At 68.4% G+C, this 24,141-nt stretch carries 19 protein-coding genes; 17 read left to right on the top strand and 2 right to left on the bottom strand.

Features of this window, described 5'->3' with window-relative positions:
• From WB794_RS11770 to WB794_RS11800, 7 genes are all read left to right on the top strand, one after another.
• Entirely contained in the window at positions 1-966 is a 966-nt protein-coding gene (locus tag WB794_RS11770) for an alpha-L-glutamate ligase-like protein (RefSeq protein ID WP_337336052.1), read from the top strand.
• Between the two features lie 76 nt (positions 967-1,042).
• Complete coding sequence (locus WB794_RS11775) at positions 1,043-1,846, top strand: M48 family metallopeptidase (RefSeq protein ID WP_337336053.1); 804 nt, start codon at positions 1,043-1,045, stop codon at positions 1,844-1,846.
• Between the two features lie 120 nt (positions 1,847-1,966).
• Positions 1,967-3,238 carry a tetratricopeptide repeat protein gene (locus WB794_RS11780; protein ID WP_337336054.1) on the top strand — a complete coding sequence of 424 codons (1,272 nt, stop codon included), beginning with the start codon at positions 1,967-1,969 and terminating at the stop codon, positions 3,236-3,238.
• 117 nt (positions 3,239-3,355) lie between these two features.
• Entirely contained in the window at positions 3,356-4,027 is a 672-nt protein-coding gene (locus tag WB794_RS11785; RefSeq protein WP_337336055.1) for an energy transducer TonB, read from the top strand.
• 132 nt (positions 4,028-4,159) lie between these two features.
• Positions 4,160-4,867, top strand: coding sequence for a MotA/TolQ/ExbB proton channel family protein (locus WB794_RS11790; protein WP_337336056.1), 708 nt, complete (start codon positions 4,160-4,162; stop codon positions 4,865-4,867).
• Between the two features lie 41 nt (positions 4,868-4,908).
• Positions 4,909-5,319, top strand: coding sequence for an ExbD/TolR family protein (locus tag WB794_RS11795; RefSeq protein WP_337336070.1), 411 nt, complete (start codon positions 4,909-4,911; stop codon positions 5,317-5,319).
• Between the two features lie 34 nt (positions 5,320-5,353).
• Entirely contained in the window at positions 5,354-5,764 is a 411-nt protein-coding gene (locus WB794_RS11800; protein ID WP_337336057.1) for an ExbD/TolR family protein, read from the top strand.
• 223 nt (positions 5,765-5,987) lie between these two features.
• Here the strand turns inward: WB794_RS11800 and WB794_RS11805 are convergent, their stop codons facing one another.
• Entirely contained in the window at positions 5,988-6,743 is a 756-nt protein-coding gene (locus WB794_RS11805; protein WP_337336058.1) for a pyridoxine 5'-phosphate synthase, read from the bottom strand.
• Between the two features lie 99 nt (positions 6,744-6,842).
• On the opposite strand from WB794_RS11805, the gene gspF reads away from it, so the two are divergent.
• The 7 genes from gspF to WB794_RS11840 all read left to right on the top strand — a co-directional run bounded on the left by gspF (position 6,843) and on the right by WB794_RS11840 (position 14,429).
• A complete protein-coding gene (gene gspF, locus WB794_RS11810; RefSeq protein ID WP_337336059.1) occupies positions 6,843-8,045 on the top strand; it encodes a type II secretion system inner membrane protein GspF in 1,203 nt (400 codons plus the stop codon).
• Positions 8,046-8,102: 57 nt separating this feature from the next.
• Entirely contained in the window at positions 8,103-8,783 is a 681-nt protein-coding gene (gene ftsE, locus WB794_RS11815; RefSeq protein WP_337336060.1) for a cell division ATP-binding protein FtsE, read from the top strand.
• Positions 8,780-9,799 carry a permease-like cell division protein FtsX gene (ftsX, locus tag WB794_RS11820; protein ID WP_337336061.1) on the top strand — a complete coding sequence of 340 codons (1,020 nt, stop codon included), beginning with the start codon at positions 8,780-8,782 and terminating at the stop codon, positions 9,797-9,799. The genes ftsE and ftsX overlap by 4 nt, the downstream gene beginning before the upstream one ends.
• The gene (locus tag WB794_RS11825) at positions 9,796-10,653 is read left to right on the top strand and encodes a response regulator (RefSeq protein ID WP_337336062.1); all 858 of its coding nucleotides are present in this window, start codon (positions 9,796-9,798) and stop codon (positions 10,651-10,653) included. Before ftsX ends, WB794_RS11825 begins: the two co-directional genes overlap by 4 nt.
• Positions 10,650-11,387 carry a uracil-DNA glycosylase gene (gene ung / locus WB794_RS11830; RefSeq protein WP_337336063.1) on the top strand — a complete coding sequence of 246 codons (738 nt, stop codon included), beginning with the start codon at positions 10,650-10,652 and terminating at the stop codon, positions 11,385-11,387. Before WB794_RS11825 ends, ung begins: the two co-directional genes overlap by 4 nt.
• Before the next feature lie 112 nt (positions 11,388-11,499).
• Positions 11,500-12,024 carry an ECF-type sigma factor gene (locus WB794_RS11835; RefSeq protein WP_337336064.1) on the top strand — a complete coding sequence of 175 codons (525 nt, stop codon included), beginning with the start codon at positions 11,500-11,502 and terminating at the stop codon, positions 12,022-12,024.
• The gene (locus WB794_RS11840; RefSeq protein WP_337336065.1) at positions 12,021-14,429 is read left to right on the top strand and encodes a serine/threonine-protein kinase; all 2,409 of its coding nucleotides are present in this window, start codon (positions 12,021-12,023) and stop codon (positions 14,427-14,429) included. Before WB794_RS11835 ends, WB794_RS11840 begins: the two co-directional genes overlap by 4 nt.
• 50 nt (positions 14,430-14,479) lie before the next feature.
• Here the strand turns inward: WB794_RS11840 and rpoH are convergent, their stop codons facing one another.
• Positions 14,480-15,325 carry an RNA polymerase sigma factor RpoH gene (gene rpoH / locus WB794_RS11845; protein ID WP_415926688.1) on the bottom strand — a complete coding sequence of 282 codons (846 nt, stop codon included), beginning with the start codon at positions 15,323-15,325 and terminating at the stop codon, positions 14,480-14,482.
• Positions 15,326-15,691: 366 nt separating this feature from the next.
• Between rpoH and WB794_RS11850 the strand changes: the two genes are divergently transcribed.
• The 3 genes from WB794_RS11850 to WB794_RS11860 all read left to right on the top strand — a co-directional run.
• Positions 15,692-17,881: a carboxy terminal-processing peptidase gene (locus tag WB794_RS11850; protein WP_337336067.1), complete on the top strand. Its 2,190-nt coding sequence runs from the start codon at positions 15,692-15,694 to the stop codon at positions 17,879-17,881.
• Positions 17,882-17,963: 82 nt separating this feature from the next.
• Complete coding sequence (yedA, locus tag WB794_RS11855; RefSeq protein ID WP_337336068.1) at positions 17,964-18,869, top strand: drug/metabolite exporter YedA; 906 nt, start codon at positions 17,964-17,966, stop codon at positions 18,867-18,869.
• A gap of 425 nt (positions 18,870-19,294) precedes the next feature.
• Positions 19,295-24,141 (top strand): FG-GAP-like repeat-containing protein (locus tag WB794_RS11860; RefSeq protein WP_337336071.1); only part of this gene is annotated, 4,847 nt, incomplete at its 3' end.

Genomic DNA, 24,141 nt, shown 5'->3' on the forward strand with positions numbered 1-24,141 from the left:
ATGTACGGTCTTTTTCGCACCGCCCGCCGCCTGCGCGAGATCGGCCTGATCGGGATCGGCGAGCGCAACGCCAACTACGTGCTGCGCTACAACCAGCGCAAGTTCTACCCGCGCGTCGATGACAAGCTCATCACCAAGCAACTCGCGATCCAGGCCGGCCTGCCGGTGCCCGAGCTCTACGCCGTGGTGCGGGCCGAGCACGAGATCGCCCGGTTGCACGAGACGCTCGCCGCGCGCGAGCAGTTCGTGGTAAAGCCGGCGCACGGCTCCGGCGGCGACGGCATCCTCGTCATCAGCGGCCGGCGTGGCGACAAGTACCGGCGCTCCAACGGCCAGCTCATGACGCGCGAAGAGTTCAACCACCACCTTTCCAACGGGCTCTCGGGCCTGTTCTCGCTGGGCGGGCAGCCCGATCACCTGCTGGTGGAATACTGCGTCCAGTTCGATCCGATCTTCGATCAGGTGAGCTTTCGCGGGGTGCCGGACGTTCGCATCATCGTCTTCATGGGCTATCCGGTGATGGCGATGATCCGCCTGCCCACGCGCATGTCCGATGGCAAGGCCAACCTGCACCAGGGGGCCATCGGCGTGGGCATCGACATTCCCACCGGCATCACCCGGCGCGGCGTCTGGGGCACCGAAATCGTGCGCGAGCACCCGGATACCGAACACAGCATCGTGGGGCTGCGCATTCCGCACTGGGATGCCCTGCTCGAAATGGCCTCGCGCTGCCACGAGCTGTCCGGACTGGGCTACATCGGGGTCGACTTCGTGCTGGATCGCAACCTCGGGCCGATGATCCTGGAGCTCAACGCACGCCCCGGCCTCGCCATCCAGATCGCCAACGGCAACGGCCTGGGCCACCGTCTGGCCAAGGTCGAGGCGCTCATCGAAAGCGGCCGCCTGTCGAAGGATCCGGGCGAGCGGGTCGAGTTTGCGCGGCAGAACTTTCCGACTCTGGGCTGAACGCGGCGGGCCAAAGCTGCGCTGGCGCTGCAGTCGCCGTATCATCCGGGACACCAACGCTGCTGGAGGACGTGCGATGTCATGGCGACTTGTTCTGGCAGGCCTCGCCCTGCTCCTGCTGACCGCCTGCGCGACCTCGCCCACCGGGCGTCGGCAGCTCCTGATGGTGTCCGATGCGGACGTCAACCGCATGGGCCTGGCCACCTTTCAGCAGATGAAGCAAACCGACAAGCTGTCGACCGACGCGCGCAAGGCGGATACGGCGTCCTGCATCGTTCGCCAGCTGGTCGCACAGCTGCCCGCCGACTGGCAGGCGCTGGATTGGGAAACGCAGGTCTTCGCGGTCGACTCGCCCAACGCCTTCGCCCTTCCGGGCGGCAAGGTCGGCATCAACACCGGCATGTTCAAGGTGGCCGCCAACCAGGACCAGCTCGCCGCCGTCATCGGGCACGAGATCGGCCACGTCATCGCCCGCCATTCGGCCGAGCGACTCTCCCAGAGCGCGCTGGCCGAGGCCGGCATGGGACTGGCCGGCGCGTACGTTGGGCGCAACGCCTCACCCGCGCAGGTCAATCAGGTTGTCGCGCTCCTGGGCGCAGGCACGCAGGTGGGCGTGCTGCTGCCCTATTCACGCCTGCACGAAACCGAGGCCGACAAGATCGGCCAGGCACTGATGGCCAAGGCCGGCTTCGACCCGCGCGAAGCGGCGAAGCTGTGGGAAAACATGATCCGCGCCGGTTCCGGCAGCCAAGCGCCGCCGAGGCTGCTGTCGACCCACCCGGACTCGGCGTCACGCGCCAGCGCGCTGGCGCAGGCGGCCCCCGCGCTGATGCCCGCGTACGAGGTCGCGCGTCGCGCCGGCGGACCGCGCTGTCCATAGTGCCAACTTGTCCCGCAAATGCGACCTCTGTACGGTTGAGCACGGCAGCGGTTTGCCAGTAGTCTTCGGCGCTCGCACCGAAGGCGCATTCCCCATCGCCTTACTCCGGACAAATCGGCCATGAACCTCACACCTCTGATCAAGACGCTTTTCCTCATCCTGGCGCTCAGCCTGGTCGCCGCCGCGCCCGCCGACGCGCAGCGCAACAAGCGCGGGCAGAAGGCGGCCGAGAAAGTACAGCTCTTTCCGGACGCGACGCGCACCGAGCCAGCCGCCAAGGCCGCCCCGCGCATGCAGCGCGACATGGACAAGCTGATGAAAGCCTACGAGGCCGAGAAGTTCAGCGAAGTGATCCAGGTGGGCGAATCCATCGGTGCCAACAAGAATGCCGGCGCCTACGAGAAGTCCTGGGCCTACCAGCTGATCGGCATCGCCAAGGGTGAGCTCAACGACTATCCGGGCGCGATCGAGGCCTACAAGAAGTCGCTCGAGGCCAACGGCCTGGACAACAACGCGCACTACCAGATCATGCTTCAGCTCGGCCAGCTGCAGTACCAGGACGACCGGTTCGACGATGCGCTCGCCACGCTCGATCGCATGCTCACCGAGACCCGCAAGGAAGACCCGCAGACGCTCGCGCTCAAGGGCGGCATCCTGTATCAGACCGAACGCTACGACGAAGCGGCCACGGTGCTCAAGCGCGCCATCGAACTGAGCGACAAAACCCACGACAACTGGGTGCAGATGCTTCTGGCCTCCTACATCAACGCCGAGAAGTTCGACCAGGCGACGGCGCTGGGTGAGGAGCTGCTGGCCAAGAACCCCGATGACGCCCGTTTGCTGTTCAACGTCGCCACCATGTACGCGCAGAACGACCAGTACGAAAAGGCCACCGCCCTGCTGGAAACCGGCCGCGGCCGCGGGATGCTCGACGAACGCGGCTACCGCCAGCTCTACGCCCTGTACTCCAACATGGAGGGAGCCGAAAGCAAGGCCATCACCGTCATCAACGATGGCCTCGCCAAGGGCCTGCTGCAGCCGGGCGTGGACGTGTACACGGCGCTGGGTCAGGCGTACTACTTCACCGACCAGATTCCCCAGGCCATCGCCGCCTATCAGAAGGGCGTGCCGCTTGCCAGCGACGGCGAAATGGCACTCAACCTGTCGCGCCTGCTCAGCAACGAGGAGCGCTACGCCGAATCGAAGAAGATGGCGCAGGATGCGCTGGCCAAGGGCCTGCGCCGTCCGGGCGACGCCTGGGTGATCATCGGACGGGCCGAGCACGGCCTGGGCAATCGCGCCGGGCTCATCGCCGCCTACCGCGAAGCGGCCAAGTTCCCGGAGACCAGGCAGACCGCTGAAGAGTGGCTGAAGAAGAACGCAAGCCGTTAACCGTAGGCACAGCCGGCCCGCTTGGTATAAGCTAGACCATTCCCGTCGCCGATTGCCCCGATCCACGGATCAGGGCGGGGCTGCGGGCGACAGAACCCCCTAGGTTTCAAGTCACGCATGACGCAATACGACTCACATTACGGCTTCGACGATGGCAGCGCCCGCAAGTTCAGCTGGGCCCGCGTGGTCGGCTTTTCCTTCGCGATCGCGCTGCACGTGTCGGCGTTCATGCTGATGCTGACGCCGGCGGCACCGCCGCAGGCCGCCGATGACGCGCCCGAGACGGTCGAAGTGACTTTCATCGAGCCGCCGCCCCCTCCCCCGCCGCCGCCGCCGCCGCCGCCGGAGCCGCCCAAGCGCCCGCCGCCCAAGATCATCGAGCGCGCCGCGCCGCCGCCGCCGACGCCGGCCGCGCCGCCGCCCGTCATCCTGGACGATCCCACCCCGATGTCGGTGCCCGCACCGCCGCCCGCGCCGCCCGCGCCACCCGCCCCGGTGGCCAACTACGGCGCGAGCGAGGACACCAGCTATCGCCGCTATCGCCCGCCGCGCTATCCGCCGCAGGCGGTACGCCAGCGCCAGGAAGGCGAGGTCGTGCTGCGCGTCCTGGTCGGCACGGACGGCACTCCGACGCAGATCGAAATCGAAAAATCCAGCCGCTCGCGCCTGCTCGACCGGGCCGCCATGGATGCGGTCCGCGAATGGAAATTCAACCCTGGCATGCGTGACGGCAAGGCCATCCAAAGCTGGGTACTCGTACCCATTTCGTTCAAGCTCAGTGATCTCTAAGAAGGGACAGGCGTTATGCAACAAGATGCAGCTTCCACCTCGCCGGCAGACCAGACCGCGGCTTCTGCTGTCAACTCCGCCGCCCAGGCGCCCGGATTTGCCGGCGCATCGGATGCCGATGCGCTGTCTCAGATGGGTTTCTCCCATCTTTTCCAGGAAATGGTCGCCAAACCCGGCGAATTCGTGGTGTCCTGGGTGGTGCTCGTCACCCTGGTCGTCATGTCGGTCGGCTCCTGGTATTACACCGTCGTCAATTTCCTGAAGAACAGCGTGGTGCGCGCCCGCGCCGAGCGCGTGATCCGCACCTTCTGGGACACGCCCAACCCGGCCGAAGCCATCCGCCTGATGGAAGAACAGCCCAAGAAGGAGCCGTTCTCCAAGATCGCCCTGGAAGCCGCCCAGGCCGCGCTGCACCACCAGCGCAGCGAGGGCAGCCGCCTGGCCGAATCGCTGAGCCGCTCGGAGTTCATCGACCGCGCCCTGCGTCAGGCCGTGACCCGCGAAAGCGCGCGCCTGGAAAGCGGCCAGACCTGGCTTGCCACCTCCGGTTCCACCGCGCCGTTCGTCGGCCTGCTGGGTACGGTGTGGGGCATCTACGGCGCGCTGATCCGCATCGGTGCCACCGGTCAGGCCTCGATCGACGCCGTCGCCGGCCCGGTGGGTGAAGCCCTGATCATGACCGCGCTGGGTCTGTTCGTCGCCATTCCGGCGGTGATCGCGTTCAACGCCTTCGTCCGGGTCAACAGCCAGACGAACGCGCGCTTCGACGCCTTCGCGCACGACCTGCACGACTTCTTCGCCACCGGCGCACGCGTGGGCGACGCCGTGGCCAAGCGCTGATCGCGGCGGCCCGGTGACAGGATGGAGCTGAAGACATGGGAATGAGCAGCGGCGGTGGCGGTAGCGGTGCGCCGATGGCGGAAATCAACGTCACGCCGCTGGTCGACGTGATGCTGGTGCTGTTGATCATCTTCATGATCACGGCACCGCTGATGGCGCACAAGATCCAGATCAAGCTGCCGGAAGCCACGTTGAACGTGAAGCCGGAGGAAACCGGACGCCCCATCACGCTGGCGATCAAGGAAGATGGTGAAGTCTTCTGGAACGACGAGCCGATCAGCCAGCAGATGCTGGAGTCCCAGCTCGCCCTGGAAGCCCAGAAGCAGCCGCAGCCGCGCATCGACATCCGCGCCGACCGGACCACCAAGTACCGCATCGTGCAGAACGTCGTGAAGACCGCCAAGAGCGTGGGCATCGCCAAGGTCGGCTTCGTGGCGACCAACGAGCACTGAGCCCGGCGCGCGCAGACAGAGACAGGAAACCCCCATGGCCTTCAGCAACTCGGGCAGCAGCAACACGATGGTGTACATGAACGTCACGCCGCTCATCGACGTGATGCTCGTGCTGCTGATCATCTTCATGGTCACGGCACCGATGCCGTCCTTCCAGATCCAGATCGACCTGCCGCAGCCGAGCAAGAACAAGGTCGAGCCGGAAAAGGAGCCGCCGCCGCCGATCCGCCTGCGCATCAGCGACACCGCCGAGCTTTACTGGGACAACAGCCCCTTGCCCAAGTCGGCGCTGGTGCCCTCGCTCATGGTGGAGGCGTCGCGCGACCCGCAGCCGACCCTGGAGCTGGAGACCAGCCCCGAGGTGCGCTACGAGGTGCTTGCCGACGTGCTGTCCAAGGCCAAGAACGCCGGCATGATCAAGATCGGATTCGTGGAAACGATGTAACGCCTTGGGCGTGACCGCTTGAACCAGAACGCCGCCCCCGGGCGGCGTTCTGCCGTGTGGCGAACACCTCGTCGGGGGCGTAGCCCTACAACCTGCGAACCGCCTCGGGAGCCGAGCCGCGTTGTCGTCGCGGCGCCCCACCACCGCAGGTCGGCCCTGCGTGGCCGACGTTGCCGGGCATCGAACAACCCGTCGGGGGCGTAGCCCCGACCTACGAACCGCCTCAGGTGGCCGCCGCCGCGATGGCGGCGAGATACCGACGCACGGTGCGGTCGAGCCCTTCATACAGCGCGTCGTCGATCAGCGCGTGTCCGATCGACACTTCCGCCACGCGCGGCACCGCGCGCAGGAACGGCCCGAGATTGGCCTGATCCAGATCGTGCCCCGCATTCACCTCCAGCCCGGCCGCCTGCGCCGCGCGCGCCGTGGCCGCGCAGGCGGCAAGCGCCGCGGACGCATCGCCGCGCGAAAAGGCGGCGGCATAGGGCCCGGTGTAGATTTCCACCCGCGACACGCCGATCCTGCGGGCTGCATCGAAGCCCTCGATGCTGCCGGCATCGACGAACACGCTGACCCGTGCCCCGCTCGCGCGCAGGCCGGCGACCAGCGGTGCCAGGCGCGAACAATCGCGCCCAAGGTCGAAACCGTGATCGGAGGTGATCTGGTCGTCGCCATCGGGCACCAGCGTCGCCTGGTCCGGCCGGACTTCCTCGACCAGCGCGAGGAAGCCCGGATACTCGCCGCGCGCCGGCGCAAACGGATTGCCTTCCAGGTTGTACTCCACGCCGTCAGTCAGCGCCGCCAGCGCGCGCACGTCGTCCGGACGCACATGGCGCAGGTCCGGGCGCGGATGCAGGGTGAGCCCGTGGGCTCCGGCGGCCAGCACGGTACGCGCTGCCCGCACGATGTCGGGCCGCACGCCGCCGCGCGAATTGCGCAGCACCGCGATCTTGTTGAGGTTCACGCTCAGGCGGGTCATTGCGGCATTATCCGCGCCCCGTCGCCGGAATTGAACGCCGCGGAACGTACCGCGCCCGGCACACAGCCGCGCACGCATCCGGGCTAGACTCACGCGCAGATGCCCGCCTTTGCCTACCACGCGCTGGATACCGATGGCCGCAGCCGCAAGGGCGTGCTGCAGGCCGACACCGCGCGCGCGGCGCGCGCCAGCCTGCGCGAACGCGGCCTCAACGCGCTGGATGTCGCACCCGTCGCCGAGGGCGCGGGAACGACGGCGGGCGGTCGCGCGGCACTGTCGGGCGCGCAGCTCGCCACGCTCACCCGCCAGCTTTCCGCCCTGATCGGTTCGGGGTTGCCGATCGACGAAGCCCTCGATGCCCTGGCCGAAGGCAGCGACGCGCGCAGCCGCGGCCAGCTGGTCGCGCTGCGCGCCCGGGTGATGGAAGGTGCCACCCTTGCCGATGCCATGGCCGAGTCGCCGGGTACCTTCCCGGTGCTCTATCGCGCCACGCTGGCCGCGGGCGAAGCCTCGGGCCGCCTCGACGGGGTGCTGGCGCGACTGGCCGACTACACCGAAAGCCGCCAGGCGCTGCGCGCCAAAGTCATCCTGGCCCTGGCCTATCCGATCCTCCTGACCGGCGTCGCGCTCGCGGTGGTCGCGGGACTGATGATCTGGGTCGTGCCGCAGGTCATCAGTGTGTTCGAAAAGGCGCAAGAGGCCCTGCCTTGGGCCACGCGCGTCCTGATCGCGCTGTCGGATGCGGTCGAACGCTTCGGCCTCTGGCTGCTGCTGCCGCCGGTGCTCCTCGTGCTGGCGGGTGTCGCGGTGGCGCGGACACCCGCCTGGCGAATGGCGTGGCAGCGCGGCCTGCTGCGCCTGCCGGTGATCGGCCCGCTGATCCGCGCCACCGACATGGCGCGCTTTTCGCGTACCCTGGCGCTGCTGGTATCGAGCGCGGTGCCCCTGCTCGACGCACTCCAGATCGCGGCCCAGGTGGTGGGCAACGTCGCGCTGCGCGAGGCGGTGGCGCAGGTCGCGGTGCGGGTGCGCGAAGGCGAGACGCTGGCTCGCGCCCTGCGCGAAACCGGGCAATTTCCGCCGGTCATGCTGCGGCTCATTGCGAGCGGCGAGAAAAGCGGGCGGCTGGACACCATGCTGTTCGACGCGGCCGCGCAGCAGGAGCGTGAACTGGATACCGCCCTGGGCGTGGCCACCACGGTGCTTGGCCCGGGCGTGATCCTCCTCGTGGGCGCACTGGTGCTGTTCATCGTGCTGGCGATCCTGCTGCCGATCTTCTCGCTCAACACCCTGGTGCGATAGCGAACCTGCGGCAGCAATGCTAACGTTTGCCGCACCCCTGATCGGCCGCCAGAACGCATGACCCTGCTTCGTTTCGAACACGTCAGCAAGCAGTACGCCGGCGGATACGAGGCGCTGAAGGACATCAGCTTCGAGGCCGAGGCCGGCGAGATGCTGTTCATCACCGGCCATTCCGGTGCCGGGAAAAGCACCCTGCTGCGCCTCATCCACCTGAGCGAGCGTCCGACCCGCGGCGCGGTGCTGGTGGGCGGACGCAACCTCGCCACGGTCCGCCGCCGCGGCCTGCCGCAGCACCGCCGCCGGGTCGGCGTCGTGTTCCAGGACCACCGCCTGCTGATGGACCGCAGCCTGTTCGACAACGTCGCGCTGCCGCTGGTCATCGCCGGCACCGCGCGCGCCGAGATCGAGAAGCGCGTGCGGGTGATCCTGGAGCGTGTCGGGCTGGGCGGACGCGAACGCGCGCTGCCGATCATGCTGTCCAGCGGCGAGCAGCAGCGCGTCGGCATCGCGCGGGCCGTGGTCGGCCGTCCCGATGTGCTGGTCGCGGACGAACCCACCGGCAACCTCGACCCGGACCTCGCCGCCGAGGTCATGGCCCTGTTCACCGAGTTGCCGGCGCAGGGCACCTGCGTGCTGGTGGCCAGCCACGACCTCCATCAGGTACGGCGCCTGCGCCGACGCGTGCTGGTGCTCGACCACGGCCACCTGATCGACGATTACCGTCCGGAGGCCGCATGAACGCGCGTACCGTACGCCGCAGGGCCACACGACGCCTTCCGCAAACGGAGCGCGTCGCGCGTACCGGCGGTGAGGCACGGCGCAGCGCCGCCGAGCGCCTTCGCGCCTGGCGCGAGCAACACCTCTACGGCCTCTTCTCCAGCATTGGCCGACTCATGCAGCGGCCCTGGGCCACGGCGCTCACGGTCGGCGTGCTGGCGGTGGCGCTGCTGCTGCCGCTGTGCCTGGCGATCCTGCTGGGCAACGTGGAGCGCCTGTCGGGCAGCTTCCGCGAGGCGCGCGAGGTGAGCCTGTTCCTCGCTCCGGAGGCCGGCGACCCGGCCGTCGAGGCGCTTTCCCGCACCCTGCGGCAGGATCCGCAGATCGTCGACATCGCGGTGCGCACGCCGGAAGAAGGACTGGCGGAGTTTCGCCAGATGGCCGATTTCGCCGATGCCCTGGCGCTGCTGGCGGACAATCCCCTGCCCGCCGTGATCGTCGTCACGCCCGCGCCCACGGTCGAGCCGCTGGCCCTGTCCGAGCGCCTGCGCGCTCTTCCCAGCGTCGACTTCGTGCAGCATGATGCGCAGTGGCGCGCGCGGCTTTCCGCCTGGCTCGACTTCGGCCGGCGGCTGGCCTGGCTGGCGGCGGCGCTGCTGGGCGTTGGCGTAGTGCTGGTCGTGGGCAATACTGTGCGTCTGGACATTCAGAGCCGGGCGGAGGAGATACAAACGGTGCAACTGCTGGGGGCCACCGACGGATTCGTGCGACGACCGTTCCTGTATCTGGGCGCGTGGTACGGCCTGTTTGCCGGATGTCTGGCCCTGATCGTCGCGGCCGCGGTTCCGGCCATGCTGCAGGGGCCGCTCGGGCAGCTCGTGGAGAGCTATGGCAGCCGCTTCGAGCTGCACGGCCTGGGCGTGCGCACGATGCTGCTGGCGCTCGTCGGTGCCGTCGCGCTGGGATGGGGCGGTGCCTGGCTTGCCGCCGGCCACCACCTGCGCCGCACGCTTCCCGACGCGGAGGCGCGCTCGTGAGGAGCAGCATCACCCGCCACATCACCAGCGACACGCCGCGCATCCTGATCGTCGACGGCTCGCGCGTGGCGCGCAAGCTGATCGAGCAGGTGCTGGTCAAGGACGTGCCCGGCGTCACCGTGATCTCCTGCGAAACCGCGGCCGAGGCCAAGGCGGCGGTACAGGAGGGCGTCGTCGACCTGGTCACCACCGCGCTGCGCCTGCCCGACATGGACGGGCTCGATCTTGCGCACCACATCCGGGAACATGCGCCGCAGGCCTATATCCCGATCATCGTCGTCTCGGGCGATGCGCAGGAGCGTTTGGTCAACCGCAGCTTCGGTGACGACGTCACCGACTACTTCGACAAGGGCCTCGGATTCTCCGCGCTCTCGGCCTTCATCCAGGGCTACGTGCGCCCCGAGCCGGAGACCGGCGGCGAGGTGCTGTACGTGGAAGACAGCCGCGTGGTGGCGGTGGCCACCCGCCGCATGATGGAAAAACACGGCTTGACCGTGACCCATGTGATCAGCGTGGAAGACGCGCTCGCGCACCTGGAAACGGCGCGCGCGCAGGGCCGCATCCCCGGTCCGGACGTGATCCTGACCGATGTCTACCTCAAGGGCGGCATGACCGGCAGCGATCTGCTCGAACACGTCCGCGGCGCGCAATACCGCTACGGCAAGGGCCAGCTTCCGATCCTGGTGATGACCGGCGACGACAATCCCGCCAACCAGAGCGCGCTGCTGCGCGCCGGTGCCAACGACCTGGTGCAAAAGCCCATCGAAGAGCGCCTGCTGATCACCAAGCTGATCTTCCAGCTGCGCGTGGGGCGGCTGATGCGCGAGCGCATGGCGGCCGCCGCGGCAACGTGAACGCGACCGACCGGATCCGGCTCGCCCCGGGCTGGAAGACGCGGCTGCTTGCGGCCTTCGAGGATCCTTCGATGCAGGCGCTGCGCGCCTTCCTCGTGGCCGAGCGCGCGCGCGGCAAGACCATCCACCCGCCGGCACGGCGCATCTTCGCGGCGTTCGACGCCACGCCGTTCGAGCAGGTGAAGGTCGTCATCCTCGGACAGGATCCCTACCACGGGCCCGGACAGGCACACGGCCTGTGCTTTTCCGTGCCGCCCGGCGTGGCGGTGCCGCCCTCGCTCCGGAACATTTTTGCCGAGATCGAGCGCGACCTGCGGATCGCGCCGCCCGCCCACGGCTGCCTGCTGCCCTGGGCGCGCCAGGGCGTACTCCTTCTCAATGCGGTCCTGACGGTCGAGAACGGCCGCGCCGGATCGCACCAGGGCAAGGGCTGGGAGGCATTCACCGATCATGCCATCCGCGCGCTGGCGGAAGAACGCGAGGGGCTGGTGTTCCTGCTCTGGGGCAGCTACGCGCAAAAGAAGGGCCGGTTCATCGATGCGCATCGCCACCGCGTGCTGCGCGCTCCGCACCCGTCGCCGCTGTCGGCGCACCGCGGCTTCATCGGCTGCGGGCACTTTTCCGCGACAAACCAGTTTCTGTCGCGCACCGGGCAGGCACCGATCGACTGGCACCTGCCGCCGCGCGCGCAGGTGGAGGCGATGCTTCAGGAACACGGCTCCGCAGCGCCCTGAGCGCGCGCCCGTTCCCGCCACCTGTGCCAGACTTGCGTGCATGACTTCCAGCATCTCGTCCTCCCGACCCGAGCATTCGACGGATTGCTCCGATGACCTGCTGACAAGCCTGGTGAGTACCCTGCACGCCGACCTGCGCCGCATCGCGCGGCGCGAGCGGTTCCGCATGGGCGCAGGCGCGACCCTGTGCACCACCGCCCTGATCAGCGAAGCCTGGATCAAGCTGCAGCGCGTGCCGGCCTGGCAGAACGAGCAGCATTTCCTGGCCACCGCCGCGCTTGCCATGCGGCAGGTGCTGGTGGGTGATGCCGAGCGCCGCGTCGCCGCCAAGCGCAACGCCGGCGTGCCTTCCGTGCCGCTGCACGAGGCACCGGACGCCCCCGACGAATGCGACGAACAGATCCTCCAGATCAACGACGCGCTGGAGCGCCTGGCCGGACTGAGCCCGCGCCTGGCGCAAGTGGTGGAGTGCCGCTTTTTCGCCGGCTACAGCGAGGACGAGACGGCGCGGGCACTGGGCATCACCGACCGCACCGTGCGTCGCGACTGGGTCAAGGCGCGGGCCTGGCTGTATCGCGAGCTGGACGAGGACGCGTTCAACGATGCCGGCGAGGAGCCGGGAGACGTCTCCGAATGACGCGCCCTGCGGGCCCATCGGGCGACGAGGCCGCCCGCTTTGCCCGCATCGAAGCCCTGCTCGATGCCGCACTGGATCTTCCGGCCGAGGCGCGCGAGGCGTTCCTGACACAGGCCTGCGGCGCGGATCACGCGCTGTGCCGCGAGGCGCGCAGCCTGCTTGCCGCCGCGGCCGCGTCCGAGGGGTTCCTCGAAACCTCGGCCCCCTCGCCAGCGCAGTCGCCGCCCGAGCGCATGCTGGGACCGTGGCGGCTGGTGCGGCCCATCGGCCGCGGTGGCATGGGCGAGGTCTGGCTGGCCGAGCGCGCAGACGGGCGCTTCGAGCAGCAGGTGGCCATCAAGCTGCTGCATCGGGTGGGCGGCGACGAGGATGCCCGCTTCCTGCGCGAGCAGCGACTGCTCGCGCGGCTGGAACATCCCGGCATCGCCCGGCTGATCGACGCGGGTGCCCTGCCCGACGGGCGACCGTACATGGTGATGGAGTACGTGGACGGCACCCCTCTGCAGGTACACGTCCGCGCGCTTGCGTTCGACCAGCGCCTGGCGCTGTTCCTCCGGATCTGCGAGGCGGTCGCCTTCGCGCACCGGCACCTGGTCATCCACCGCGACCTCAAGCCGGAGAACATCCTGGTGCGCCGCGACGGGCGCGTGGCCTTGCTCGACTTCGGCATTGCCCGGCGGCTGGACGGCGAGGTCAACCAGACCGGCGACCTGCGCCTGACCCCGCGCTACGCCGCACCCGAGCAGCTCTCCGGCGACGCGCAGAGCACGCTAACCGATGTCTACGCCCTGGGCCTGCTGCTGCACGAGCTGTTGACCGATCGTTCGCCCTGGGGCGAGCTGGTGGGCGCGGGGCCGATCGCGCTGCTGCAGCGTGCCCGCCGCGGACCACCGCCCGCGCCCAGCGCCAGCGTCGACTCGGCGGTGCGGGCGCGCGCCCTGCGCGGCGACCTCGACGCCATCGTGCACAAGGCGCTGCGGCCAGAACCGGCGGCCCGCTACGCCTCCGTGGAAGCCCTGGCCGAGGACGTGCGCCGACACCAGGCGCACCGCACGGTGGCCGCGCGCGGCGATGCGCTGGGCTATCGTGTGCGCCGCCTGCTGCGGCGCTACTGGTTTGCGGCTGCGGCGGTCACCACGGTCTTCATCGGCCTGCTGGTCGCGCTGTCGGCCATTTCGATGGCGCGCAACGAGGCGGTGCGCGAGCGCGACATCGCCCAGACCGAAGCGCGCCGCAGCAAGGCGGTGCGCGACTACCTCGGACTCATGTTCCGCGATGCCGGCCGCCACGCGCGCGACGGCGACGCGCTGACCGCCAAGGCCGTGCTCGACCAGGCCGCCGACCGGGTGGTGCAGGATTTTTCCGATGACCCGGTCGCCAGCGCCGACGTGCTCAAGGCGCTGGGCGAGCTGCACTTCTACATCGACGACTACGCCGCCGCCGAGCCGCTGTTTCGACGCTGGCTGGCGCAGGAAGACACCATCGCCGATCCGGAGGCCGCCGCCGCAGTGCGCTTCGCCCTGGCTGAAACGGTGAACCGCATGGGGCACGGCGCCGAGGCGCGCGCGCTGCTCGACGCCGCGCAGCGCTATTGGCAGACCGATCCCGTGCGCCACGCCGACGTGCTGCTCACCTCGCGCATGCTGCAGGCCCGCCTGCAGCGCGAAGGTGGCGATCCGGCGGGTGCCTTGCGCACCCTGGAAGCCGCCCTGCCGCAGCGGCTGGCGCGCTCCGGGTCCGAGCACGTGGAAACCGCCACCCTCCTGACCAACCTCGGCGTGGCCTACGTGCAGGCCGGCCATCTCGACCAGGGCATCGAGGTGTCACGGCGTGCGCTGGAGCGCTGGGATCGCCTGCAGATGGGCAGCGGCAGCGAAGCCCTCAATACACTGAACAACCTCGCGGCGGCGCACTACCGCCAGGGCGACATGGAGGCCGCGGAAGCGACCTTCGCGCGCGCCCTGGAACTGCGCCGTGAACTGTTCGGCCCGTCCGCCGCCACCGCGGCGCTGATCGGCAACTACGCGCGCGTGGTGCATCGGCAGGGACGCCTGGTCGAAGCGCTGGCGCTGTGCGCGGAAGGAGAAATCATGGCGCTCGCGCACGCCGGCTCGGTCAGTCCCTTGACCCAGGCCCTGCGCGTCACGCGCGGCGAAGTGCTTCTGGCCCTGCGGCGGGTGGACGAAGCGCGCGCCGCGCTGGATGCCGTCTTCCGTGAAGACCTGTCGGGACTGCCGGCCACGCTGCGGCTGCGCGCCACGCTGGGCATGGCCGAAGCCGCGCGGCTTCAGGATGATCCTGCCGCCGCCGCTGCGTTCGATCAGGCGCAGGCGCTGGCCGACGCCCTGGGCACCGGGGCGGCCGAGTTCGAGCCGCGCCTGGATGCGCTGCGCCGCGCCCAATGAAAACGGCCCCGTTTCCGGGGCCGTTTGTCGTGCGGCAAGGCGGGCGGTGGTCAGGCCACCAGCAGGGCCTTCATCTTCTTCATCGCGTTGGCCTCGATCTGGCGGATGCGCTCGGCCGAGACGCCGTATTCATCGGCCAGCTCCTGCAGCGTCATCTTGCGTTCGTCATCCAGCCAGCGGCGGCGGATGATGTCGCGCGAACGCGCGTCCAGCTGAGCCAGGCCTTCGCGCAGCAGTTCGAGCTGGCTGCCTTCCTCGTCCTCGCGCGCGTAGGCGTGGGCCGGGTCGGCGTCCGGCGCGACCAGATAGGCCATGGGCGCGGGCGGCGCATCTTCATCGGCATCCACCGGCGTTTCGAAACCGATGTCGCGACCCGACAGCCGCGCCTCCATCTCCAGAACCTCTGACTCGGGCACGTTGAGATCGCGCGCCACGGCCTGGACTTCCGAATGGTTCATCCAGCCCAGGCGCTTGCGGCTCTTGCGCAGGTTGAAGAAAAGCTTGCGCTGCGCCTTGGTCGTGGCGATCTTGACGATGCGCCAGTTCTTCAGGATGAACTCGTGCATCTCGGCGCGGATCCAGTGCACCGCAAAGCTCACCAGGCGCACGCCCTGAGTGGGGTCGAAGCGCTTGACCGCCTTCATCAGGCCGATGTTGCCTTCCTGGATCAGGTCGGCGATCTGCAGGCCGTAACCGCTGTATCCTCGCGCCACGTGCACCACGAAGCGCAGGTGCGAAAGCACCAGCGAGCGCGCGGCGCTGAGATCCTGGTCATCCAGATAGCGGTGCGCCAGTTCCTGCTCTTCCTCCACCGTCAGCACCGGGATGCGGTTCACCGCGCCGATGTAGGCGTCCAGCGAGCCCAGCGCGCTGGGGATGGGCAGATTGCTCGTCATGACAGCGGTGTTCATGGTGTTTTTCTCCCGTTGGGGACTTGCCCCCATTCTAGCACTCGGGCCATTGGAGTGCTAAAACGCCGGAAAGTTCCGCCCCATCGAGAGCAGATGGGGCCGCGGTCGATGTTTTCCAGCCCCGGTGCGAAAGACCGGGCCACAGCGGGCCGAGCCGCCGGCGCGAACCATACCCTGCATGAACGGCGCAGGTCGAAAGCGGCCGGATCGATGAACGGGGGACTTCCGGGAGAGGTCATTGCCCCCATCCTGAGGCATCCTGCGCTTGCCGAAGCGGCCCCGCGTTGGCACGCTGGCACCGCTTCGGTGTTCGACACGCGGCACCGGCACCCGTATCCAGAGGTTTTCCCCATGTTCGCACTGCGCCACCTGATTGCTTTCGGCCTCGCCTTGGCCCTCGCCGGCGGCGCGTTGGCCAAACCCACGCCGGTCGAGCCGGTGACGCTGGCCCCGACCGAGACGCAGCGCGATGTGGTGACGCTGGTCACCCAGCTGCTGAGCAACAGCCGCTACCACTACCACCCGCTGCCGCTCGATGACGCGCTCTCGGCGAGCATCTACGACCGCTACCTGGAAGCGCTTGATCGCGACCGGATGTACCTCCTGGCGACCGACGTGGAGCGCTTCGCGTCGCTGCGCACCGGGTTCGACGACGCCCTGCGCGAGCGTCGCCTGGAGCCGGCCTTCGACATGTTCAACCTCTACCTGCAGCGCGTGTCCGACCGTACCCGCTTCGTGCGGGACTACCTCAAGACCGACATCGACCTCGACGCCGAGGAAACCTGGGCCTACGACCGCAAGGACGCCCCGTTCGCCAAGGACACGGAAGAGCTGGATGCCCTCTGGCGCAAGCGCGTGAAGAACGACGTGCTGCGCCTCAAGCTCGCCGGCAAGCCCATGGAGGCGATCCGCGAGACGCTCGACAAGCGTTACGCGAACTTCGAATCGCGCATCCGCTCGACCCGCGGCGACGACGTGTTCCAGACCTTCATGAACGCCTATACCAGCGCGATCGAACCGCACACCGGCTACATGAACCCGCGCACCACCGAAAACTTCAATGTCTCCATGCGGCTGTCGCTGGAAGGCATCGGCGCGGTGCTGCAGGTCAACGACGAGGACATCACGGTGATCCGCTCGATCGTTCCCGGCGGCCCGGCGGCGCTGTCGGGGCAGGTCAAGCCCGGCGACCGCATCTATGCCGTGGGCCAGGGCGATGACGGAGCCATGGTCGACGTGGTGGGCTGGCGCATCGACGATGTGGTCGAGCTGATCCGCGGCCCGCGCGAGACGCGGGTGCGGCTGGATCTTCTGCCCGCCGATGCCGGCGTGGACGGCGAGCACCAAACCGTGATGCTGACCCGCGAGAAGGTCAAGCTCGAGGAGCAGGCCGCCAGGAAGTCGGTGCTCACGGTGGGCGAAGGCGAGGCCGTGCGGCGCATCGGCGTCATCGATCTGCCCACTTTCTATCAGGATTTCGAGGGACGCCGGCGCGACGAGCCGGACTACCGCTCCGCCACGCGCGACGTCGCCAAACTGCTGGCCGAACTCAAGCAGGAAAAGGTCGACGGCGTGGTGGTCGACCTGCGCAACAACGGCGGTGGTTCACTGACCGAGGCGGTGGAGCTGTCCGGCCTGTTCATCGATCGCGGCCCGGTGGTGCAGGTGCGCGATGCGGGCGGGCGCATCGACGTGCAGCGCGACGGCGCGGCGGGTACCGCCTGGGACGGCCCGCTTGCGGTGCTGGTCAACCGCGCCTCGGCCTCGGCCTCGGAGATCTTCGCCGGTGCCATGCAGGATTACGGGCGCGCCCTGATCATCGGGGAAACCACCTTCGGCAAGGGCACGGTGCAGAACCTCGTCGACCTCGACATGTTTTCGCGCGGCGGTCGCGCCGGATTCGGCCAGCTCAAGATCACCGTGGCACAGTTCTTCCGGGTCGAGGGCGGGTCCACGCAGAACCGCGGCGTCACCCCGGACATCGGATTTCCGGTGACGCTGGATGCCGAGGACTACGGCGAGAGCAGCTACGACAACGCCCTGCCCTGGACGCGCGTGGAGGCGGCCGGCTACGCCACCCAGGCCAACTTCAAGCCGCTCCTGCCGCTGCTGGAAGCGCGTCACGAAACCCGTGCCAAGGACGATCCCGAATTCGTCTGGCTGGCCGAGGACGTGGCCGAGTACCGCCGCCAGCGCGCTGAAAAGACGATTTCCCTGAACGAGGCCACCCGCCGCGCCGAGCGCGAGCGCACCGAAGCGCGCCGCACGGCGCGCGAGGCGGAGCGCAAGGCGCGCGGCCTGGCCGATGCGCATGCCGGCGCGACCGAAGACGACGGCCTGCAGGCCGACGAGCGCAACGTGGCGGCCGATGCCAAACGCGAGGCGGACGCGCGCAACCAGCCGCCCGATGTGCTCGCGCGCGAGGCGGCCCACATCCTTGCCGACGCCATCGACCTGCTGCGTGATGACCGCGCGCTGGCGGCCCAGGTGCTGCCGGCCGAGGGCACGCCGACAGCATCGGACGCCAAGCGGATTCGCTGACCCGCGGCAGCGCGCCCCGACCCTCCTCGGACAGCACCCGCCCTGCGGGTGCCGATCCCGACTTCGCCCAGGAAATCCTCGCGTGTCCGCAACCGGCATCGCCGCGACCCCCGCGCCGCGCCCGTGGGCGATTGCCCTGGCGCTGGGCGTGCTTTACGTGGTGTGGGGTTCCACCTACCTGGCCATTCGCATCGCGCTGGAAGGCTATCCGCCGTTCCTCCTGGGTGCCATCCGGATGCTGCTGGCCGGCGCGCTGATGTACGCGGTGCTGCGCTGGCGCGGCGTTCCCGCGCCGACCCGGCCACAGTGGCGCAGGCTGTGGTGGCTTTCGATCTTCATGGTGCTGCTGAGCAACGGACTGGTGAACGTGGCCGAGCGCGAAGTGTCCTCGGGCATGGCCGCGGTGGCGGTTGCCTCGATGCCCCTGTGGGCGGCACTGTTCGCACTGGCGCGCGGCGAGCGCCCCGGGCGCGTGGAATGGATCGGCCTGGCCGTCGGATTCGCGGGCGTGCTGTGGCTCAACGCCGGCGGCACGCTGGCGGCGACGCCGACAGGCATGATCATGCTGCTGGTGGCACCCATCGCCTGGGCCTGGGGTTCGATCTGGAGCCGCGGCCGCGACCTGCCGACCCCGTTCATGTCCGCTGCCGGGCAGATGCTCACCGGCGGCATCTGGATGCTGGCCGCCGCCCTGGTCACCGGCGAACGCATGACCGCCTGGCCATCGCTGCAGGCGAGCTTGGCGCTGTTCTACCTCGTCGGCTTCGGTTCGATCGTGGGCTTCACCGCCTACATCTGGCTGCTGCATCACGTGCGCCCCGTGCTCGCGACCAGCTATGCCTACGTCAATCCGCCGATCGCGGTGCTGTTCGGCGTGCTGCTGGCCGGGGAGGTGATCAGCGCCAACGAGATCGCCGCCACTGCCGTGATCCTCGCGGGCGTGGCCGTCATCACGCTGGCGCGCAGCCGGCCAAGGCCCTCGCGCTGACCCGCCAAGGAAGCTCTGAACAAGACCGTCATGCCCGGGCAGGCCGGCATCCAGCCACTTCAAGCCCTTGAAGACAAAGGTACTGGACTCCCGCCTGCGCGGGAGTGACGAGAAAAACACAGCGTGTTCAGAGGTTCCCTAACGCGGACGGCGCGCCCTGCGGCATGCGGGCCAACCCTCACGGGAGATGGATTGCTGCGGTTGGTCAGATGGTGTTTCCGCAAACGGCCAGACGACCCGGTCGCGCGATCACCGTTGCCACTGCCCGCGGCGAGCGAGCATGCTGTGGCCAAATGTGCAGACAAATGTGACGACCTAGCACCAATTTGAGTCTTCTTCAATGGCTTGCACATTATTTCGGATCCGCTATTTTCCGATCTTGCAGGGGCTCGTCGGGGAGAATGCTCGTGAGCCGTGCATTGCGTATGTTGGCAGGGGTGCCTTTTGTCTGTCTGTTTGTCCTGGTGGCTTGGCCCGCATGGGTTCATGCTCAGGATTCCGTATCCGATCAAGTCGGAGCGACAGCCGGGCAGTTCCGCGTGGATGAATCCGGTGCGGCGACGTATTCCGTCCCGATCCAGGCAGTGCCGGGAACGGCCGGAGTTGCGCCGGATATCTCGCTGAACTACTCCAGCCAAGGGGGTGACGGGCCTTTGGGGCGCGGATGGGCTGTTGGCGGTTTGTCCGCAATCTCGCGCTGCAGATCCACGCGGGAAGCGGGTGATTTCATCGCTTCTGGCATCCCGCAGGATGGAACGCCACCGGCGGTAAATTACGGCGCAAGTGATCGCTATTGTCTCGACGGGCAACGCCTGCTTCCTGCACCCGGCGGGTCACCCGCGTGCCCGGCGGTAAGTGGCTACTTTGTCGAAAACCTGCGCACGCAGTCCGAGAGCTTCCAGCGAGTTTGCGCCTATTCCGCCGCCGGTTCCGGGGCGAATGATCCGAGGTTCTTCTCGGTGGAGCGTCCGGACGGCTCCACCAGTTTCTACGGCGACCGCGACGACTGGACCACGGCGGCCACGCGCCCGGACGGCTATGTGAACAGCACGGCCCCCGGCCACACGGCCAAGGCGCTGAGCTGGTGGCAGACCCGCTTTCAGGATTCGACCGGCAACTACATCGACTTCCGCTACCTGAGCAACCCGGCGGGCGGCGCGTACCCGGGGGAATCCCTCATTTCATCGGTCGAATACACCGGGAAGAAGCAGCTCGCCGCCCAGACGGGCGGCGCGTGGGGTCCGTACGCGAAGATCGTGTTCAACTACGCCGCGCTCTCGACGACGCAGTACGTTCGCGGCTCGGTAGCCGGCGGCACGGTCTGGCAGACGCGCCAGCTTTCCTCGATCACGGTCATCGGCGACATCGCCAGCGGCCAGCAGGCGCGCCATTACGCGCTGGCGTACTCCACGTCGGTATCCGGGTCCGGAGCCAGAACGCTGACCTCGATCCGGGAGTGCCGGGATTCCACGCAGGCGGTGTGCCTGCCGCAAACCTCGTTCGCGTGGGCACCGATCCTCAACGGGTTCTACAGCACCGACATGATCTCCAACACCGCGGGTTTCGACGGGCTCGCAAGCCTGCGGCTGGGCGACGTGGACGGCGATGGACTCACCGACGTCGCATGGTTCAGCGCGTCGGGAAACAGCAGCCAGCTCCAGGTGAGCTTCGGCGAGATCAACGGCAGCGGGCAGCTGTCGTTCAATCGCGTGGCCCAGCTTCCCTGGATCGTGGCGCGCAAACCAGCCGACATCGACAAGTACTGGCACCTGTTCGACTACGACGGCGACGGGCGCGACGATCTCTTCGTCGCCATTCCGAACGGGAACTGGGTGCTGTATCCGTCCAGTGGGCGTCCCACGAGCGCGGGCGTGCGCGCGTTCAACGCGGGAAGCAATCTGATCGCCGCGTTGTCGCCACCCATTTCTTCGACCACCACGAGCACGATCCTGGCCGATCTCAACGGCGACGGCCTGCTCGATGTCATGTATCGCCAGCCGGCCAGCGGCTCGACTCCCAGCTTGCTGTACACGCGGCTGACCGAGCGGATGGGCGCGGGGTTCGAATGGGGTGCGCAGCGCAGCGTCGGCATGGCCACGGACCTCGATCCGCCCCAGGTGCTGCTGAACGAGTTCACCAATCTGCTCGATCCCGACCAGCGCGTCCATCTCTTCGACTTCAATGGCGACAGCCGCTCCGATCTGGCGATCAGCACAGGAATCACCTGGTACAAGAACGACAACTCCAGCGAGTGCTCCAACCCGATTCCGCGACCGGCGCAGCCGATCGCCGAGTGGACCGATGAGGCAGGGCAATCCTGGCGCGAGTGGCCGGCCCAGGTTCCGCAGGACGCGGTGGATCTGGCGTCGAACCGGTGCACCGTGCTGACCCGTTTCGTGGAACTGTACGGGGTGACCAGCATCCAGCCCACGCACGTGCAGATGTCGGTGATCAAGCGCTGGCATCGCGGCGGTGAGCTGTGGAGCGGCTTCCCGCAGCCGCCCCCGCCCACGGGCTCTACGTTCAAGTTCGCCGACTTCAACGGCGACGGCTTGACCGACGCGCTGGTCAAGAGCGGGAGCTGGAGCGTTGATCTGACGGGCATCGGCGTAGTGCAAACCGGCCTTCCCGCGTTTCCGAACGAGGATTATCTGCAGCTCACCGACGTCAACGGAGACGGGCGCGCGGACATCGTCTATCCACAAAGCGCGAACTCGAACTATCGCCCGTTCGTCGGTCACTTCGCGCGGCCCGACGGCACATTTCCGACCTATGCCAGCCCCCTGCCCGGCGGCTACGCCCGCGGCTGCAAGAACACGACCTGCGATCTGACGCGAACGCACTTTTTGTTCGGGGATTTTGACGGCGATGCCGCCACGGACTTCTTCGCCCTGTACGACAACACCTCCGAGTACTACAGCAGCCGGCCGCCCAGCAACCACCGCTTCGTGCCGCGCGATGTCATCGGCAAGATCACCGATGGCGTGGGGGCGGTCACGGAGCTGAGCTATCGCCCCCTCACCCTCGCCGACGTGTATCGCCGCGGCACCGGAACCCGTGCCGTGAGCTGGGGGCGCGGCTCCCCGGTGCAGGATGTCTTCGGACCGCAATACGTCGTGATCCGCGCCCAGAGCAGTGCGCCGGTCTACGGCAACCCCAATGCCCTGAGCGCGATCTACTACCGGTATTCGGGCGCGCGCATCCAGGCCGGTGGTGGCGGTCACCTGGGCTTCGAGCAGGTCCAGTCGTTCGACACCACGCCCGGCAATGCCCACATCGTGAGTACCACGACCTACCGGCAGGACGCACCTTTCATTGGCATGCCGCAAACGACCGAGCGTCGCGTGGTCAACGGCGCGTATGTCCCGCCCTCCTGCCTGACCGGCTGGGTGACCAACGCCTGCTTCCAGCGGCTCGCGCCGCCCTTCCCGTGGATCGCCGGCACGCGCGTGGCGCTCAGCACCAACTCCTGGGAAAGTTCACCCGGCTATTGGTCCGGTTCGCAGACCCCCGTGCATGTGCGCATGGCCGGAAGCCAGGAAGACGTTTACGCCCTGGAAAGCGGCGCGCTGACTTCACAGGTGTTGTCTGCTTTCAGTTACCAGGGCTACGGCTTTGCAGGAACGACATCCGTAGACACCTACGGCGCAGGTGGCAGCCTGGTCGCGCGGGTGCAGACCAACAACGTCTACGACCACTACACCACGCCCTGGCGGCTCGGACGCCTGAGATACAGCACCGTTACCCATACCCGCAACGGAGTGAGCACCTCGCGCCGCACCGACTACACCTACGACATCGGTGCCGCCTTCACCGGCCTCCTGACCTCCGAGCAGGTGCAGTCGAACGGGGGCGTGAGCCAGAACCTGCGCACCTTCCACACCCTGGACGCCTTCGGCAACCGCACCCATACCTACACCTGCAGCAGCCACCTCACCGAGGCGGCCTGCAAAAGCACCGCAGTGACCTTCCAGCCCACCAGCCTGGAGTACATCCACCGCTACGCCCGCACCCAGTACGACAGCCGCGGGCGCTACCCGGTGGCGAGCTACTCGCCCTTCTGGAACGGCAGCGGCACCAGTGAGTATCTCGACAGCCAGGTGCTCAACCGCAACCTGTTCGGCGACGTCACCCACGCGCGCGACGCCAACGCCATCAATACCACCGCGATCTACGGCCAGCTCGGGCGGCTGTACCAGCGCGCCACCGACACCGGCGTCCCGGTGCAGACCACCTGGCGCACTTGCAGCCAGGTGGCCTGCCCGCCGGGCGCGGTCACGCGCCAGCAGACCACGGCCAGCGGGGCACCCACGCAGTGGAGCTACCACGACGTGCTGGGGCGCGTGGTGCTGGCGGTCAGCCAGACCCGCCACCTGGGCACGGTCAACAAGGGGTTTTCGGGAGTGTGCACGGCGTATGACGCAGCCGGTCGGCCCAGCCGCGTCTCCGAGCCGTTCTTCCTCGCCTCGGCGGCCTCGGCGGTGGAACCGCCGAGCTTTGCCTCGAACACCTGCACCGCGCGGTACTGGAACCTCACCCACTACGACGCCCTGGGCCGCGTGACCCAAGTCGTGCGCGCCGACGGCACCGGCACCAGCGTCTCGCGCTCCGGGCTGACCACCACGACCTGGGATCCGAACGGCAACGCCACCAGCCAGACGGTCAACGCGCTGGGTGAAGTGGTCACCTCCACCGATGCGGCGGGCCTGAGCCTGACGTTCACCTACGCGCCCGATGGTCAAATCGCCAAGGTGAGCCGCAACGCCGGGCGCGGCGACGTGGAGACCACGTTCCAGTACGACCCCCTGGGCCGCAAGACCAGCCAGACGGATCGGGACACGGGCACCACGAGCTTTGCCTACAACGCCCTGGGCGAGCTGATCCGGCAGACCGACTCGATGAACAACAAGGTCGAGCGCTGGCTCGACGCGCGCGGCCGGCTGTGGCGCCAGCAGGCCTACGCCGGCGCAAGCCTGGAGAGCACCTCGCAGTTCGTGTTCGACACCTTGAAGCGCGGGCTTCCCAGCAGCGAGAGCATCAGCGGCAGCGCGGGCAGCCAAAGCCGCAGCTACGGCTACGACGGCCTCGCCCGCCCGATCCGGCGCGACAGCACCATGGACGCCCGCACCTACCGCGAAGAGACCCGGTACGACGGCTACGGCCGCGCCTGGAAGACCCGCGATGCGAGCGGCGGGTGGCTCAAGCAGCAGTTCGATGCGCGCGGGTTTGCCACGCGCCTGTGCGACTCCACCGAGGCGGACACCGCGCCCAG

It is taken from the genome of Denitratimonas tolerans (assembly GCF_037203605.1).
In the GTDB taxonomy this organism is placed as follows: domain Bacteria; phylum Pseudomonadota; class Gammaproteobacteria; order Xanthomonadales; family Xanthomonadaceae; genus Denitratimonas; species Denitratimonas tolerans.

Coding starts and splice junctions, on each gene's coding strand:
- gspF (WP_337336059.1), top strand. CDS start 6,843: ATGCCCGCCTTTGCCTACCACGCGCTGGATACCGATGGCCGCAGCCGC.
- ftsX (WP_337336061.1), top strand. CDS start 8,780: ATGAACGCGCGTACCGTACGCCGCAGGGCCACACGACGCCTTCCGCAA.
- WB794_RS11805 (WP_337336058.1), bottom strand. CDS start 6,743: ATGACCCGCCTGAGCGTGAACCTCAACAAGATCGCGGTGCTGCGCAAT.
- WB794_RS11790 (WP_337336056.1), top strand. CDS start 4,160: ATGGGTTTCTCCCATCTTTTCCAGGAAATGGTCGCCAAACCCGGCGAA.
- WB794_RS11780 (WP_337336054.1), top strand. CDS start 1,967: ATGAACCTCACACCTCTGATCAAGACGCTTTTCCTCATCCTGGCGCTC.
- WB794_RS11775 (WP_337336053.1), top strand. CDS start 1,043: ATGTCATGGCGACTTGTTCTGGCAGGCCTCGCCCTGCTCCTGCTGACC.
- WB794_RS11795 (WP_337336070.1), top strand. CDS start 4,909: ATGAGCAGCGGCGGTGGCGGTAGCGGTGCGCCGATGGCGGAAATCAAC.
- WB794_RS11800 (WP_337336057.1), top strand. CDS start 5,354: ATGGCCTTCAGCAACTCGGGCAGCAGCAACACGATGGTGTACATGAAC.
- WB794_RS11850 (WP_337336067.1), top strand. CDS start 15,692: ATGTTCGCACTGCGCCACCTGATTGCTTTCGGCCTCGCCTTGGCCCTC.
- WB794_RS11770 (WP_337336052.1), top strand. CDS start 1: ATGTACGGTCTTTTTCGCACCGCCCGCCGCCTGCGCGAGATCGGCCTG.
- WB794_RS11840 (WP_337336065.1), top strand. CDS start 12,021: ATGACGCGCCCTGCGGGCCCATCGGGCGACGAGGCCGCCCGCTTTGCC.
- WB794_RS11785 (WP_337336055.1), top strand. CDS start 3,356: ATGACGCAATACGACTCACATTACGGCTTCGACGATGGCAGCGCCCGC.
- rpoH (WP_415926688.1), bottom strand. CDS start 15,325: ATGACGAGCAATCTGCCCATCCCCAGCGCGCTGGGCTCGCTGGACGCC.
- ftsE (WP_337336060.1), top strand. CDS start 8,103: ATGACCCTGCTTCGTTTCGAACACGTCAGCAAGCAGTACGCCGGCGGA.